The organism is Pseudomonas donghuensis (assembly GCF_000696345.2).
GTDB classification, from domain to species: domain Bacteria; phylum Pseudomonadota; class Gammaproteobacteria; order Pseudomonadales; family Pseudomonadaceae; genus Aquipseudomonas; species Aquipseudomonas donghuensis.
In genome coordinates this window covers 4,627,603-4,640,885 of the sequence record NZ_CP071706.1, presented here as the reverse complement: position 1 = coordinate 4,640,885, position 13,283 = coordinate 4,627,603, and the positions used below count along the sequence as shown (strand labels likewise).

Genomic DNA, 13,283 nt, shown 5'->3' with positions numbered 1-13,283 from the left:
ACTGCCCAGCCGAAGTTGGGGAAGCGGCTATTGTTGTAGTTTGCTGGGGCATCTTTTAGCCGATTGGGCGATTCCGATCCAGCGGCGACGACGGATTATGCCTCAAGTCCGGTGCATCACGGCGATCGAGGAGCGTAGCAACATGCAGGTAATTCATTACAAGGGCGTACGCCTGTGGTTGCTGCTGATGCTTGGCAGCCTGCTGGCCGGTTGCGGGATCAACAACATTCCCAACTATGACGAGCAGGTAAAAGCCGCCTGGGCCCAGGTGCAGAACCAGTATCAGCGCCGCGCCGACCTGATTCCCAATCTGGTCGAAACGGTCAAAGGCTACGCCAAGCAGGAGCAGGAAACCCTGACCGCGGTCATAGAAGCCCGGGCCAAGGCGACCTCGATCCAGGTCGATGCCAGCACCCTGGACGATCCCGAGAAGTTGCGCCAGTTCCAGCAGGCCCAGTCGCAGCTGACTGGGGCGCTGAGCCGCTTGATGGTGGTGTCCGAGCGCTACCCGGACCTCAAGTCCAACCAGAACTTCCTCGCCCTGCAGTCGCAGCTTGAAGGTACCGAGAACCGTATCGCCGTGGCGCGCAAGGACTTCATCGCCGCCGTGCAGCGCTACAACACCGAGATCCGTACCTTCCCTGGGCGCATCTGGCACAGCGTGATGTACAGCGACATGCCGATCCGGGAGAACTTCGAGGCCACCAGCGCCGATGCCGACAAAGCGCCTGAAGTGAAATTCTGATGCGGCTGTTCACGCTCGGGCTGTTGTTGGCGCTGTTGTTGACTACGCCGCTGCGCGCCGAGTTGAGCTTTCCGGCGCTGAGCGGGCGGGTGGTGGACAACGCCGGCCTGCTCGACGGTGCCAGCCGCAGCCAGCTCGACAGCATGCTCAAGGCCCATGAACAGGGCACTGGCGAGCAGGTCGTGGTGGTGACCCTGGCGGATTTGCAGGGGCAGAGCATCGAAGACTACGGCTATCAGCTCGGCCGCCACTGGGGCATCGGCCAGAAGGGCAAGGACAACGGCGCACTGTTGATCGTTGCCCCTCAGGAACGCAAGCTGCGCATCGAAGTCGGCTACGGCCTGGAAGAGCGCCTGACGGATGCGCAGTCCTCGGTGATCATCAATCGCATCATCACCCCGGCGTTTCGCCGTGGAGAATACAGCCAGGGCATTGTCCAGGGTACGGCGGCGATCCTTCAGGTGCTCGGCGGCAACCCGTTGGCCGAACCGTCACGGGCGTTGGGCAATGATGCCGAAGACGGGGCGCCGGCCTGGGCCATCGGCTTGTTCATCCTGTTGATCGTTGTCGTGTTCGCCCTGCAGTCGCTTGGCCTCGGTAGTAGCGGGCGCGGCGGCATGGGCGGCGGCTACGGCGGTGGCTTTGGCGGTGGCTTTGGCGGCGGCGGGGGAGGCGGTGGGGGCTTCAGCGGTGGCGGGGGCGGCTTTGGCGGTGGTGGGTCGTCGGGTGGCTGGTAAATGATCAACAACGAGAACCGCAGCGCATGACTTTGCTTACTGAACATCAACAGCGCCAGGTCGCTGAAGCCATTGCCCGGGTCGAGCGTCACACCGACGCCGAACTGGTCACGGTGTTGGCCAGCCGTGCCGACGACTACGCCTATATCCCGTTGCTGTGGGCAAGCCTGCTGGCTCTGGTGGTGCCAGGCATCATTCATTACCTGAGCGGCTGGATGAGCGTGCACAGTTTGCTGATCGTGCAGTGGCTGACGTTTATTGCCCTGTGCCTGCTGTTCCGCATCCCGGCCCTGACCACCCGCCTGATCCCCCGTTCGGTGCGCCACTGGCGTGCGGCGAACCTGGCCCGGCGGCAGTTTCTCGAGCAGAACCTGCACCATACCGTGGGCGGTACCGGCATGCTGATCTTTGTCAGCGAGGCCGAGCGCTATGTCGAAATCCTCGTCGATGAGGGCATATCCCGGCACCTGGACAACCAGGTCTGGGAGGCCATCGTCAGGCGCTTTACCCAGCAGGTGCGCCAGGGCCAGACGTTGCAGGGCTTTATCAGTTGTATCGAGGCCTGCGGCGAGCTGCTCAGTACCCACGTGCCGCTGACCCACGAGCGCAACGAGCTGCCCAATCGCCTGGTGGTGCTCGGTTAGCCGCGGCGGCGGTCGACAAAAGCTGTGCAGGGAAAGCGCATCCACGTAAAATTCCCGGCACTGCGCCTACCTGCGCCCCCTCCGCAACCCGAGGCACCCTTTCCCGATGTCCGATTCCTCCACCGCCCAGGCCGCGCCGGATGCGCGTGCGCAGTTTCTGAGCCTGCTCGCCACCAGCCTGGAACAGAACGCCCTGATCAAGCTGGTGCTGGCGCGCCCTGTCGGCAACGAAGAAACCCTGCAGCGCATCATCGCCAAGCCGCTGACGGTCAAGGGCCAGGCTTGCGTGTCGTTCGTCTACCGCTACAAGACCCGCGACATCACCCGCAACCTGGGCAACGACGAAGCGCTGGCGCTGGTCGACGAGTTGCTCCCGGCCTCGTTTCGCAACGCCCACCTGCTTAGCCTCAGCGACGAAGCGCAGCTGGAATTCAGCAAGAAGGGCAAGCCGATGCTCCACCGCAGCGCCGTGCAGCAGGCGCGCCAGGTGCCGGCCGGTGAGCATGACCGGGAGAAGAAGCGCTACCTGGAACTGAGCCGGCCGTTCTTGCAGGACCTGGGCGTGACCGACAAGCAACAGGCGTTGATCCCGGCGATGTCGCGCAAGTGGAAGCAGATCAACAAGTTCATCGAAGTGTTCTCCCACGCCCTGAATTCGGCGCCGCTGGCCGCCGACCAAGCGCTGCGGGTGGCCGACTTCGGCTCGGGCAAGGGCTACCTGACCTTCGCCATCCACGACTACCTGCGCCATACCCTGCAGCGTGAAGCGCAGGTGACCGGCGTCGAGCTGCGCGCGGACATGGTCGAGCTGTGCAATGCCGCGGCCTCGCGCCTGGAGCATCCGGGCCTGGTATTCGAATGCGGTGATGTACGCAGCGTGGTGCCCAGCGCCATCGAGGTGATGATCGCCCTGCATGCCTGCGACATCGCCACCGATTACGCGATCCACACCGGCATCCGCTGCGGTGCGGCGATCATCATGTGCTCGCCGTGTTGCCACAAGCAGATTCGCCCGCAACTGCACAGCCCGGGCCTACTCAAGCCGATGCTGCAGTACGGATTGCACCTGGGCCAGCAGGCCGAAATGCTCACCGACAGCTTGCGCGCGTTGTACCTGGAAGCCTGTGGCTACGAGACCAAGGTGTTCGAGTTCATTTCGTTGGAGCACACCAACAAGAACAAGATGATCCTGGCGGTCAAGCGCCAGGCGCCGGTTGAGGCGTCAGCGCTGCTGGAGAAGATCCAGCAGCTCAAGGTGTTCTATGGGGTCAAGGAACATTGCCTGGAAACCTTGCTGCGGGCCGATGGCTTGATTCCTGCCTGATAGCATCGCGGGTCGGTGCACGCAGATCCACTGTGGGAGCCGGCCTTGCCGGCGATAGCGTCAGCCCAGCCCCCGCACAGGCGCAGGATGCACCCGCGTCTTGCGCCCCAGCACCACTGTCGCAATCACCCCGGCGGCAAACACCCAGGTAATCGGCTCGACCTGTTCGCCAAAGAACAGCGCCGACAAGGCGATGGTGAAGAAGATCTGCAGCAACTGGATCTGGCTCACCCGGGCAATGCCGCCCAAGGCCAGCCCGGCGTACCAGGCAAAGAAGCCGATGAACTGCGAGAACAGCGACACGTAGCCGAAGGCCCACCAGGCTTTTGCACTCACCGGCCCCTGATGCTGCAAGGCCAGGTAGAGCACCGGCCCGAGCAACAGCGGTGCCGACAGCACCAGCGCCCAGCAGATCACCTGCCAGCCGCCCATTTCCCGCGCCAGGCGGCCGCCTTCGGCATAACCCAGGCCGCCCACGGCAATCGCTGCGAGCATCAGCAGGTCACCGGCCTGGATCTGCCCGGCGCCCATGATCATCGCGTAGGCCAGCACCAGCGCACTGCCCAATGCCGCGCAGGCCCAGAAAGCCTTCGACGGTCGCTCATGGGACAGCCAGGCGGCGTACACCGCCACGCATAAGGGCTGCAGGCCGTTAACCAGCGCGCCGTGGGACGCCGGCACGCTTTGCATCGCCCAGGCCGAGAGCACCGGAAACCCCAGGATCACCCCCAGCGCCACCAGGCTCAGGCCCTTGATCTGTGCCCAGGTCGGCCATTTTTCCCGACGCCAGAGCAGCAGCGCCGCTGCTGGAATCGCCGCCAGCAACGCACGGCCCAGGCCATTGAGCAAGGGGTGCAGTTCCTGCACGACGATGCGGGTCATGGGCAGGGTCAGGCTGAAAATAATCACACCGAGAAGGCCAAGGACCATCCCGGTGTTTTCGCGGCTGGACATACAGGACGCCTGTGGCAGAGAAGTCCACTCATTGAGCCACAGGCGCGGCGGATGATCTTGTTACAGTTGCTAACAAGTTCATCCGTACAGTTGCGTCAGAAGAAACGGGTGATGCTGACCTTGGCATTCCGGCCCTGGCTGTAGGCATATTCGCCGCTGAGCTCGGAGCGGTAGTCCTTGTTGAACAGGTTATCCACCGTCAGGTTGACCTCGGTGCCTTTGAGGTAAGGCTGCTGCGGCTTCCAGTTGGCGAACAGGCCGTGCAGCTGGTAGTCGTCGTTGGCGTAGTGGTCGTAGTAGCGGTCACCCAGGGCACTGGCCGGGCCTTCGCGGTACTTGTCGCTCGGCAGGCGGTCGGTCTTGCGCACGAACTGCGCCTGCCAGCCGACCTTGGCGTCCCAGCTGGGGATCTTCACCCCCAGGGTGGTGATCCACTTCGGTGCCGGAATGTCCTTGGCCCAGACATCCGGCCCCCAGGGGTTGGTGTAGGCGCCTTCATGGCGGCCGGTCATCCACGAGTAGGACAGCGAGCCGAACAGGTAGGTCGAGTCGTAGAAGCTTTCGACCTCGAAGCCCTTGATGGTCACGCCCTTGAGGTTACGGTAATTGGACATCAAGCCTTTACCGCAGGCATCGGAGATGTTTTCGCCCTTGGCCAGTTGTGCTTCACAGCCGATACCGGTGGCTTTGAAGATCTCGTCCTTGATTTCATTGCGAAACAGCGTGGTGCGGATCTGCATGCTGTCGTCGGCAGTGAAAACGTTGGCAAAGTCGGTAACGTTACCGGCTCGCAGGGCGGTGATGCGTTCCGGGTCGAGGTTGCGGCTGCTGGCGGTGCGACTGCCCAGGCCCTGGACTTCGTACTGTTCATCCAGCACCGGTGCGCGCCAGGTCTTGCTGTAATCGGCAAAGAAGGCGGTGTTGGCGGTGGCTTTCCAGAACAGCGACAGGCGCGGTGACCAGCCGGTGTAGGTTTTCTCGCTGTAGTCGTGGCCGTTTGCGACAACGTTGTAATACGGCGCCTGGTTTGGCTTACCTTTGTTGGCGACATGGTCGTAGCGCAGCGACGGGGTGATGGTCACATCACCAAGGGTGATGGCGTCCTGGATGAAGTAACCCTGGCTGTCGACGGTGCCGCTGGGCATGAAGTACGGCTGGTAATGGCCGTTATTGTATTTGGGGATCTCGTAGCTTTTGCCGGGCATCCACATCTGCGTGTCACGGTCGTGGTGACGGATCTGCAAGCCACTGGTGAAGGCGTGTTCCAGCGGGCCGGTGGCGAACAGGCTGGTGTTGCGTACATCGAGCATCTGGTCCTGGTACTCGGTGTCCATCTTGCGCCCGCCGGTGGACGGCTGGAAGAACGCGGTGGCGTCACGCTCGTCGGTCTGCAGGGTGTCGGACTCCGAATACTTAACCTGCAGGTCGATCAGCGGGTTGTTCACTGGCTGGTACTTGTAGGTGGTCGACCAGGTGGTGTCGGTGGTCGTGCGGTTGGCCAGGAAGCGCTTGAGGGCATTCTTGTAGCCGAACCGGTTGATGTCCGACTGGGTCGGCGGGGTCGGATAGGCGGTGGAGGAGAACGGCGCCCAGCGCTCACTCTCCGAGCGCGACCAGGAGAACCCCAGGCTGTGTTCGTCGTTGAAGTGCAGGTTGGCCTTGAGCAGCGCGCCGTCCAGGTCCAGGGCACTGTTGGGCAGGCGCTGGGGGTTGATCGGGTAGCGGCCTTCGGGGTCGGGCAGGGTGCCGGCCAGCTTCATGTCGTCGCCGTCGCGCTTGGTCAGGTACACCAGGGCGTCCATGCGGCCATCGTCGGTGCGGCCGAACAACGCCGAGCTGTAGACCTGCTGATGGTCGTTGCTGGCGTAACCATACTTGAGCATGGCGCCGCTGTTGCGCCCGTCCTGGAGCAGGTCGGGGGCGTCCTTGGTGGTCATGTTGACGCTGCCGCCGAAGCCGCCGTTGCCGGTGTAGATCGAGTGCGGGCCCTTTTCCACCTCGATGTTCTTGATCAGCTCCGGCTCGATGAAGACGGTGCCTTGCTGGTAGCGCTCGAAGCCGCTCTTGGTCGCGCCATCGACGGTCATCGGCACGTCTTCGGCATCACCCAGGCCCCAGATATTGATGGTCTGGCCGCCGGGTTTGGCCGAGCCGCCCATGTTCACCCCGGGCAGGGTCGAGAGCACGCTGGGGATATTGCTCGGCTGGTAGCGGTCGATGTCTTCCTGGGTCAGGGTCGAGCGGCCGACGGTGCTCGGGTCGACCTGCTGGCCGTCGCCTACCACGCTTACCGCGCCGAGCTGGATGCTGTTGTCGGCGGTGGCGTCGTCTTCGCGCAGGCGCACCACATAGGTGTTGCCGACCTTGACCAGGGCAAAGCGGCTGTTGTGCAGCAACTGGCTGATCGCCTCGAGCGGTTCGTAAGCACCTTGCAGGGCCGGGGCCTGGACGCTGTTGAGCAAGGATTCGTCAAACAGCAGCTGCAGTTTTGCCTGCTGCGCCAGTTGGCTCAGCGACGCTGCCAGCGGCTGCGCCGGCAGGTTCAGTTGCAATGGTGCGGCCTGGGCCTGCAGGCTCAGGGCCAGGCACGCGGCCAGCAGTGAAGGACGAACAGACAACGGCTTGAACGGAGCAAACGCACGCAAGATGAAACCCCCCAATATGGCAACAAAGGCCAGAAAAGGCCTGCAGTGATTACGCAGACGGGAGGAAGACGCAGGGCTGCGGAAAACCCTCACATGCGAATGAAAAATATTCTCAAATTACTCTTTGCGTTCGATCCGCAGGCGGCCGTCGGCCAGGTTTACCGCCTTGATCGGCAGCAGCGCCGGCAGGGCGTTGAGCACGGCATCCGGGTCATTGACGTCGAGGTTGCCCGAGACTTTGTAGCGGCCCAGCGCCGGGTCGGCGAGCAGCACCGGCGCCGAGCGGTACAGCGACAGCTCATCGATCAGGCTTGCCAGCTCGCGGTTGCGAAAGCTCACATGGCCGCTGCGCCAGTCGGCCACCTCCTGAGTACTGAGGTTCTGGACGTTGAGGCTGCCGCGGGCCAGGTCGTAGATGGCCCGTTGGCCGGCGCTCAACAGCACTGGCGGGCGATTCTCGCCGGGGGTTTCCAGGGCCACCTGGCCGTGGGCGACGCTGAGCACCAGCTCCTGCTGGCCGCGGCGCAGATCGAACCCGGTGCCGACCACCCGTACCCGCGCATTGCCGGCATCGATGAACAGCGGGCGCTCCTTGTCGGCGGCCACGTCGATGTACAACTGGCCCTGGTCGAGGCGAATCAGCCGGCGCTCGTTGTCGAAGCTCAGGCTCAGCCGGGTGCGGGCGTTGACCTCCAGCTGGCTGCCATCCGGCAGGGCCAGGTGCTGCGGGCGTTCGCTTTGCACGGTCAGTTGTTGCTGATGATGGCGGCTCGGCAGGCCGAGGTTGGCCGCCAGCACGGCGCACACCAGCCCGGCGGCCACGGCCAGCGCCGGACGCCAGCGCAGCGGTTTGCGGCTGGGCAGGGCGACCGGTTTGTTCAGGCTCTTGAGCGCGGCCAGGTCATCCCAGAGTTGTTCGAACTGGGCATAGGCGCGGGCATGCTCGGGGTGCTGCAACCACTGGGCGAAGGCCTTGCGCGATTCGCGCGAGCGGTCGTTGCGGTTACGGGTAAACCAGCTGGCCGCCTGGGCATCGATGCTGCGCTTATCGATTTCAGGAGTGGGGGTCATTCTGGCTGCTCCATGCCGTTGTCACTGTCCAGACGTTGCTTGCAATGCAGCAGGGCCGCGGCGATGTGCTTTTCCACCATGCTCACGGAAATGCCCATGCGCGCGCTGATCTGCGCCTGCGTCAAACCTTCGAAGCGGTGCAGCATAAGGGCTTCGCGGCGGCGCGGCGAGAGTTCGGCGAGGACAAGTTTCAATTGTTCCAGGCGTTGTTGCTGCTGGGCATGCTTGAGCGGGTCGCTGCTGGTGTCGGCCGGTGTCTGTTCGCTGGCCTGGGCTTGTTCGTCGAGCACACTGTGACGCACCTTCTGCCGGCGCCAGTGATCGCTGAGCAGGTTGCGCGCCATCTGGAACAGGAACGCCCGTGGTTGCTCGACCTGCGCGCGGTCGCGATAGCCCAGCCACTGGGTGAACACGTCCTGGGTCATGTCTGCGGCATCGTTGGCATTGTCCATGCGCTTGCGCAAAAAATGCAGGATATCGGCATAGAACCCGCGACAGATTTCATGGGCAAAAGGGTCGGGTTTGGGGCGCGGCATGCAAGCTTTCCAGGACGGACCGGAGAGAAAGGTTGCAAATGGTATCGATAATAATTGCTATTTACCATGCCTGTTTTTGTCACCCATCAACGCCGCTTGCGGATTGGAACCGGTACCGGGACGTCCAGCCCGGGCGCGCCCAGCGGGTGGCTGCTGGCGTCGAAAAAGTACAGTGGCAGCTCGGGCATGTCGGCAAAACGCTGCAGGTAGTGCTGCTTCTGGCTGATGATCGAGGCGTCGCTCAACGGCCGGATGGCGATGGCCAGGTGCGTCGGGCGCGCCTGCTTGAGCGCCTCCAGCAGATGGCGGTCAGTGCTGTCCAGGTGCTGGCCGAAGATGCACAGCCCGCCCCGGTGCCCCGCCAGCTCACCGAGGGCCCAACTGAGGTAGTCGGAACTGCGGATGGCCTTGAGCTTGTCGTCGCTGCTGCTCTCGTTGACGAACAGCGGCACATCGCCCGGGGTGTTGACGGCAAAGCCATCGAGCAACTGGCTGTCGGTGGCACTGCGCTGGCGGGTGCTGCCATCCTGCTGCTTGAGCAAGTGCAGGCCGCCGTGCAGGTACAGCAGGCGTGTGCCGGGGCTGCGGGTGCGGCGGATATCGAAGTCGCCGTCTTCATCGAACAACTGCTGAAAGCCTTCCGGTGCCTGGCTGGCGGCCCAATGACAGATCAGGTCGTAGTTGCTTGAGTAGACGCTCTGGTAATTGCCCAGCTCGCGGTTGATCAGCAGTAACGTCTGGCTCGGCAGCATGCGCCAAGGGATGTGCACGCTGCGAATGGCATGGATCAGCGCTTCCTTGATCGCGTAGTAGCGGTTCAGCGGCGCCGACGCGCTGATCGCCAGCGCGGCGTTGATCCGTACCGTAGTGTTCAGGGCACTGAGCACCGGTTCGAACAGCTCGCTGCCCAGCGACTTGAACAGCGCCTGGTCAGTCAGGCTCAGGGGTTTGTGCCGCACCCGCTGGGCTTCTTCGAATAGCGAAAAATATGTGAAGGGTCGCCACAGCGCACGGCTGGCGCCGTTGCCCAGCAGCAGGCCGCTGCACGGCTGACTGGCGTTCAGGTCTGGCCAGGGGTGGAGGCTGGCGTCGAGGTCGGCGTGGGGCATCGGGCATCTCTGTGGCAGGGCAGGCAATCGCCGGCGACTTTAGCATGCAACCGGTCTGTCATCAGCGTTGGCGACTATGCTGGATTCGCTGTGCACCAAAGGAAGGCTGAAAATGTTGAACGCAATTGGACGTGTGTGTTGCCTGGCGTTGTTGCCGCTGGCGGGGCTTGCCGAAGCCGGGCAGGGCGCCGAGTTGGCCAGGGCTCAGGATATTCCCTACCCGGCGGTGATCGCCCATCGCGGCGCGTCTTATGATGCGCCGGAGTCCACGGCACCGGCCTACCGGCTGGCGCGCGAGTTGGGCGCCGACTACCTGGAGCTGGACCTGCAGCGCTCCAGCGATGGTGTACTGGTTGCCGTGCACGATGACAACCTGCTGCGTACCAGTGATGTTGCCGAGCGCTTTCCCGAGCGCAAGAACAGCCCGGTCAGCGCCTTCACCCTGGCCGAACTCAAGTCGCTGGATGTCGGCAGCTGGTTCAACAAGGCTTACCCCGAACGTGCCCGGGCAAGCTTCAAGGGCCTGAAGATCCAGACCCTCGATGAGGTCATGGCCATCGCCGCGGCTAACCCGCAACACCAGCCGGGCTTGTACATCGAGACCAAGGTGCCAGGCCTGTTTCCCGGCATCGAAGCTGACCTGAAGAACAGCCTGCAGGCCAAGGGCTGGCTCGTGCGGCCGGGCAAGGTGGTATTGCAGAGCTTCGACCGTAGCAGCCTGGCGCTGCTGCACCAGCACATGCCCCAGGTGCCCAAGGTGCTGTTGCTGTGGATCGGCAAGGGCAGCATGGAACCGGCCTCGCAGCAGACCTTTGCCGAGTCCGGCGAGCGCGACAAGGCGGCGTTCTATGCGCGCCAACAACCCAAAGACAAGGCCGAATTCGAGCGCTGGCTGGATTACGCCAAGGCCGATGGGGCCATCGGCACCGGACCTTCAGCAGCGCTGACCGAGGGCGGTGCCCAGAGTTACGCCGACCTGGTGCAGCCGTGGATGAACCAGCTGACGCACGACAAGGGCCTGTTGGTGCACGTGTACACCGTCGATGAGCCGGTGGATTTTCGCAAGGTGCTGGACGCGGGCGTGGACGGCATCTTCAGCAATCGCAGCGGCCAACTGCTGCGTTACCTGGCCCGGCCCAGTGCCCGCAGCGAGGCGCAGATTCTGCGCGCCGAGGGTTATTGACAGGCTGGCTGGCGCTGCGCGGCTGCCGTAGACTTCGCGCCTTGCACGGACTTTCAGGACACTGCCTCGATGACCTTTTCACTGCTGCTGGCGGTAATCGCTTCCGGTTTTATCTACGGCATTACTCCGGGGCCCGGCGTGCTGGCGGTGCTCGGCATTGGCGCGGCGCGCGGCCGACGCGCCGGGGCGGGGTTTCTCTGCGGTCATTTGCTGGGGGATGTGCTGTGGTGCAGCACGGCATTGGTGGCCATCGTCGGCGCACGGCAGATCGGCAACTCGGTGTTCGACATTCTCGGCGTGCTCAGTGGCCTGTACCTGTTCTGGCTGGGCATGCGTGCCCTGCGTAGCCGCCCGGGCAATGGCGAGGTCGAGCAGGGGCCGGTACGCAAACCGTTCTGGCACGGTGTGGTGTTCGGCCTGACCAATCCCAAGGCCTATCCGGTGGCCGTGGCCACGTTCACCGCCTTGCTTTCCAGTCGCGCCGAAACGCTGGACTGGTCAATGCTGCCGGCGCTGATCGCCTTGAGTTTTGTCGGTGGCCTGCTGGCTTATGCGATTCTCGTCGGTGTGGTCGGTGCCCGCCATGTGCGTACCCTGTACACTCGTTACGAGCTGTGGATCACCCGGGCGTGCGGGGTGATGTTCATCGGCTTTGCCGTCAATGCCCTGGCCCACGCCTTGCCTGGCCTGTTGCCGCGCAACAGCTGAGGGCTGGCAGAAGGCTATACCGATATGTGAGAATGATATGAATTCCTATTCATGTCCTTCTCGCACGCCGGACCTTCATGACTTCGCTCTCCACGCCCTGGACCGCCGCTGCCCCGGCCTTGCAGGCGGTCGTCCACGATCTGCTGGCCAACTATAGCGACCTGCGCCGCTACCTGAGTGGGCGCTTGCGCAATCCGGATGATGCCGCCGACATTGCCCAGTCAAGCTTTGCCCAGGCCTACGCCCATGCCTTGAACGCCCCGGTGCTCAACGCCCGGGCCCTGCTGTTCCAGGCGGCGCGTAACCTGTGCATCGATCAGTACCGGCGACGCAGCAACGAGCTGGCGGCGCTGGAAGACTGGCTGACCCGGGCCGATGCGCTGAGCCCGAGCGTTGAAGAAATCATCATCGCCCGCGAGCAACTGCAGCAGCTGATCGAGCGTATCGAACGCATGCCGCGCCTGCGCCGTGAAGTGTTCGTCCGCGTGCGCCTGCACGGCCAGCCCCATCGCCAGGTGTGTGCCGAGCTGGAACTGTCGGCCAAGGCAGTGGAGCTGCACATCGCCCGGGCGGTGTTCGATTTGTCCGAACTGAGCCTGGCGGCGCGGCATGCCTGAGTCTTCGCCGGTATCAACGCGCAAGGTGCAGCAGGCCCTGACCTACCTGGCCGCACTCAATAGTGACGACCCCGAACGGGTACAGCAGGCGCGTGGGCAACTGGAGCGCTGGCGCGGTAAAAGCAACGAGCACGAAAGGGCCTGGCAAGAGGCCGAACAACGCTGGCAACTGGTGCATCGGCTGACCCCGCAACTGCGCCCGGCAGTGGCGCCGGAGCCGCTCAACCTCAGCCGTCGGCGCCTGCTGCGTCAGGGCGGCGGCCTGCTGCTGGCGGTGGTGGGGGCCAGTTGGCTGGGCTGGTTGTGGCGGCGTACGCCGCAGTTCGATCGCCTGCTGCAAACCGTGCATGCCGAACCGCCACGCGGCGAAACCCTGCCCGATGGTAGCCAGTTGCTGCTGGCCGCCGAAACCAGCCTGCGCGTCGAGTACAGCAACGGTCTGCGCCAGGTGCGCCTGCTGCATGGCCACGTCTATTTCGACGTGGCGCGCGAGCGCTTGCGAGCGTTTGTGATCAGCACCCGGCTGGGCGAAGTGCAGGTGCTGGGCACGGCGTTCAGTGTCAGCGATCGCGGTGCTGAGATTCAGGTCGCGGTGGCGCGCGGGCGGGTCGAGGTGCGTGGCTTGCGTGACGGCTCGCAGGTGTTGCAGGCCGGTGAGCGGATCAGCCTCGATGCGCAAGGCCGATTGCTCCGGCTCAGGTCCGATCCGCATGCCGCGCCGGATATCCAGCATTGGCAGCGCGGTTGGTGGTCGTTCACCGAGACGCCGCTGGCCGAGGTGATTGCCGAGGTCAACGCATATGCGCTGCAACCGGTAGTGCTGGAGCCCGCCGCGGCACGCCTGCAACTGACCGGCAGCTTCCCCAGCGACCAGCCGGAACTGCTGCTGCAGACGCTGCCGAAAGTCCTTCCGGTGAGCCTGGTTCAGCAGGGGCAGCAGCGCACCCTGCGATTGCGCTGAAAAAGTTTTGAGGGGTAACGGCGAAGTGGCCCGTCTTCATCGCTGAACT

Annotated in this window: 13 protein-coding genes; 8 read left to right on the top strand and 5 right to left on the bottom strand. The window is 63.9% G+C overall.

The features are described from left to right. Positions 1-142 precede the first annotated feature (142 nt). The 4 genes from BV82_RS21535 (at position 143) to BV82_RS21520 (ending at position 3,450) form a co-directional block, all read left to right on the top strand. Positions 143-745 (top strand): LemA family protein, encoded by a 603-nt coding sequence (locus tag BV82_RS21535; protein ID WP_010220930.1) that lies wholly within the window; start codon positions 143-145, stop codon positions 743-745. Continuing rightward, positions 745-1,482: a TPM domain-containing protein gene (locus tag BV82_RS21530; protein WP_036996709.1), complete on the top strand. Its 738-nt coding sequence runs from the start codon at positions 745-747 to the stop codon at positions 1,480-1,482. Before BV82_RS21535 ends, BV82_RS21530 begins: the two co-directional genes overlap by 1 nt. A 26-nt stretch (positions 1,483-1,508) precedes the next feature. Further along, positions 1,509-2,126, top strand: a complete 618-nt coding sequence (locus BV82_RS21525) for a TPM domain-containing protein (protein WP_036996708.1) — start codon at positions 1,509-1,511, stop codon at positions 2,124-2,126. Positions 2,127-2,232: 106 nt separating this feature from the next. Continuing rightward, the gene (locus BV82_RS21520; protein ID WP_036996707.1) at positions 2,233-3,450 is read left to right on the top strand and encodes a class I SAM-dependent methyltransferase; all 1,218 of its coding nucleotides are present in this window, start codon (positions 2,233-2,235) and stop codon (positions 3,448-3,450) included. Positions 3,451-3,510: 60 nt separating this feature from the next. On the opposite strand, the gene BV82_RS21515 is transcribed toward BV82_RS21520, so the two are convergent. The 5 genes from BV82_RS21515 to BV82_RS21495 all read right to left on the bottom strand — a co-directional run bounded on the left by BV82_RS21515 (position 3,511) and on the right by BV82_RS21495 (position 9,765). Then, on the bottom strand, positions 3,511-4,404 hold the full coding sequence (locus BV82_RS21515; protein ID WP_010220935.1) for a DMT family transporter: 894 nt from the start codon (positions 4,402-4,404) through the stop codon (positions 3,511-3,513). A gap of 95 nt (positions 4,405-4,499) precedes the next feature. Continuing rightward, on the bottom strand, positions 4,500-7,052 hold the full coding sequence (locus BV82_RS21510; protein ID WP_420831753.1) for a TonB-dependent receptor: 2,553 nt from the start codon (positions 7,050-7,052) through the stop codon (positions 4,500-4,502). 114 nt (positions 7,053-7,166) lie between these two features. After that, positions 7,167-8,120 (bottom strand): FecR family protein, encoded by a 954-nt coding sequence (locus BV82_RS21505; RefSeq protein ID WP_036996706.1) that lies wholly within the window; start codon positions 8,118-8,120, stop codon positions 7,167-7,169. Beyond that, a complete protein-coding gene (locus BV82_RS21500) occupies positions 8,117-8,656 on the bottom strand; it encodes an RNA polymerase sigma factor (RefSeq protein ID WP_036996704.1) in 540 nt (179 codons plus the stop codon). The genes BV82_RS21505 and BV82_RS21500 overlap by 4 nt, the downstream gene beginning before the upstream one ends. Before the next feature lie 86 nt (positions 8,657-8,742). After that, the gene (locus tag BV82_RS21495; RefSeq protein ID WP_010220939.1) at positions 8,743-9,765 is read right to left on the bottom strand and encodes a DUF4917 family protein; all 1,023 of its coding nucleotides are present in this window, start codon (positions 9,763-9,765) and stop codon (positions 8,743-8,745) included. A gap of 112 nt (positions 9,766-9,877) precedes the next feature. Between BV82_RS21495 and BV82_RS21490 the strand changes: the two genes are divergently transcribed. The 4 genes from BV82_RS21490 to BV82_RS21475 all read left to right on the top strand — a co-directional run bounded on the left by BV82_RS21490 (position 9,878) and on the right by BV82_RS21475 (position 13,234). After that, on the top strand, positions 9,878-10,948 hold the full coding sequence (locus BV82_RS21490; RefSeq protein ID WP_036996702.1) for a glycerophosphodiester phosphodiesterase: 1,071 nt from the start codon (positions 9,878-9,880) through the stop codon (positions 10,946-10,948). Positions 10,949-11,017: 69 nt separating this feature from the next. Next, a complete protein-coding gene (locus tag BV82_RS21485) occupies positions 11,018-11,656 on the top strand; it encodes a LysE family translocator (RefSeq protein ID WP_036996701.1) in 639 nt (212 codons plus the stop codon). Between the two features lie 77 nt (positions 11,657-11,733). Beyond that, positions 11,734-12,273, top strand: a complete 540-nt coding sequence (locus BV82_RS21480) for an RNA polymerase sigma factor (RefSeq protein ID WP_010220942.1) — start codon at positions 11,734-11,736, stop codon at positions 12,271-12,273. Then, positions 12,266-13,234, top strand: a complete 969-nt coding sequence (locus BV82_RS21475; RefSeq protein WP_036996700.1) for a FecR family protein — start codon at positions 12,266-12,268, stop codon at positions 13,232-13,234. Before BV82_RS21480 ends, BV82_RS21475 begins: the two co-directional genes overlap by 8 nt. The last annotated feature ends 49 nt before the right edge of the window (positions 13,235-13,283 follow it).